The sequence below is a fragment of the Azotobacter beijerinckii genome (assembly GCF_900110885.1).
GTDB classification, from domain to species: Bacteria; Pseudomonadota; Gammaproteobacteria; order Pseudomonadales; family Pseudomonadaceae; genus Azotobacter; species Azotobacter beijerinckii.
In genome coordinates this window covers 1-1156 of sequence record NZ_FOFJ01000175.1, presented here as the reverse complement: position 1 = coordinate 1156, position 1156 = coordinate 1, and the positions used below count along the sequence as shown (strand labels likewise).

Genomic DNA, 1156 nt, shown 5'->3' with positions numbered 1-1156 from the left:
GCCTCGGGACGCAGGTCGCGCAGGCGCGCCTCCGGCATGAAGGGAATGGCGCCGGTCACGCTGAGCGCGGCGACGATGGTGCCACCGGCGTCGCGGATCGGTGCGGCGACGCAGCGCACGCCCAGTTCGTTTTCCTCGAGGTCGAAGCTGCCGCCAGCGGCAGCGTACTCGCGCATCTGCACGCGGTACTCGTCCCAGCGCGTGAACTGCTCGCGCAGCCCCGGCTGACCGGCGCGGCGCGCCAGGCCTTCCTCGTACAGCACGTGCCACGCAGCCTCGTCCAGGTCGAGCATCAGCGCCTTGCCGACCCCGGTGAGGGCCAGCGGCATGCGTAGGCCGACCCGCGAGCGCATTTCCAGGCCTCGGGTGCCGGGCAACTTCTCGATGTAGAGCACGTCGCCGCCCTCGCGCACGCCGAGGTGGATGGTGTCCTGAGTCAGCTGCGACAGACGCTCCAGATGGGGCTGGGCGAGCTTGACCAAGGGCAGTTGCTCGCGAGCCTTGAAGCCCAGCTCGATCAGCCGTGCGCCGAGCAGGTAGCCGTTCGACGTGCTGCGCAGGTAGCCGGCCTGCACCAGCGCCGCGGCCAGGCGGTGCGTGGTGCTGCGGGTGCAGCCAATCCGAGCGCCGATTGCCGGCAGGCTGGTATCGCCCTGGGCCACCGCGTCGATCACGGCTAGGCCGCGGAACAGCGCCTGGGCGCCCGGGGGAATGTTGTTGTCGTGTTCGGCCATGGGAAAGCCTCCTGTTGAAGAAACACTAAACCGGATTCTCGATCATTTCAATATGTGAGAATATATCCCATATTATGGGAAATTAAACACTAATGAATAGCCTAGCTGCTGGGCCAAATTGAATGGCAATTCTCATTATATGGGATTTTATCTCATATATTGAAACAAGATGATGCCTAGTTTAAGGTCTTATCCACCCCAGGCTTTCATGCCCGGACATGACAACGCTCCCTCAGGTGCCCAGGCGCTGTTCCGCAGACTGGCCGAGATCAAGAAGGGAAAGTGATTGGTATCTACTTGAGCTTTTACAAAACAACTATTTCCCCGGAGGAATGAACGCCATGCTGCGAAGAACCAAGATCGTCGCCACCCTCGGCCCAGCCACCGAAACCCCCGAAGTCCTCGAAGGCCTGATCCTCGCC

At 62.2% G+C, this 1156-nt stretch carries 2 protein-coding genes; one reads left to right on the top strand and one right to left on the bottom strand.

The features are described from left to right. On the bottom strand, positions 1-734 hold a 734-nt coding region (locus BMY22_RS23490), incomplete at its 3' end, for an IclR family transcriptional regulator (RefSeq protein ID WP_090625738.1). Positions 735-1075: 341 nt separating this feature from the next. On the opposite strand from BMY22_RS23490, the gene BMY22_RS25170 reads away from it, so the two are divergent. Beyond that, positions 1076-1156, top strand: an 81-nt coding sequence (locus BMY22_RS25170; protein WP_244158989.1) for a hypothetical protein, incomplete at its 3' end; no start/stop codon positions are given.